1 pseudogene is annotated in these 434 nt (G+C 41.7%); it reads right to left on the bottom strand.

Annotation, left to right across the window (positions count from 1 at the left end):
• Window positions 1-434 (bottom strand): annotated as a pseudogene (locus tag ACTHSP_RS22060) (DNA-directed RNA polymerase subunit beta); the annotation flags it as partial.

Below are 434 nucleotides of genomic sequence, written 5' to 3' on the forward strand. Positions count from 1 at the left end.
TCGTCTGTACGCAGAGTGCTGGAGATGTAACCACCTTGATCCAATTCATTGATATAAAGGGTCGTAATTTCTTTTACACCATGGATATCAAGTTTGGCCAACAGTTCTTCTGTAATTTCATCGTTAGCAGAAGCCAATACTTCACCGGTTTCCGGATCAATCAGGTCAGCAGCCAATGCTTTGCCTATCAAGCTTTCTGGCTCTACATTCAAACGAGTCAAGCCTGCATTGGTAATATCACGGATATTTTTCGCAGTAATGCGTTTACCTTTGGCAACCAGTACATTGCCTTCTTTATCCAAGATGTCAACTTTGGCAGTTTCACCTTTCAGACGGCCTGCAACCAGATCAGTTTGGACACCGTTTGAAGACAAATAGAAAGTTTCTTTGTCGTAGAAAATATCCAAGATTTGTTCATTGTTGTAGCCCAAAGC

It is taken from the genome of Neisseria sp. P0001.S005, assembly GCF_051963715.1.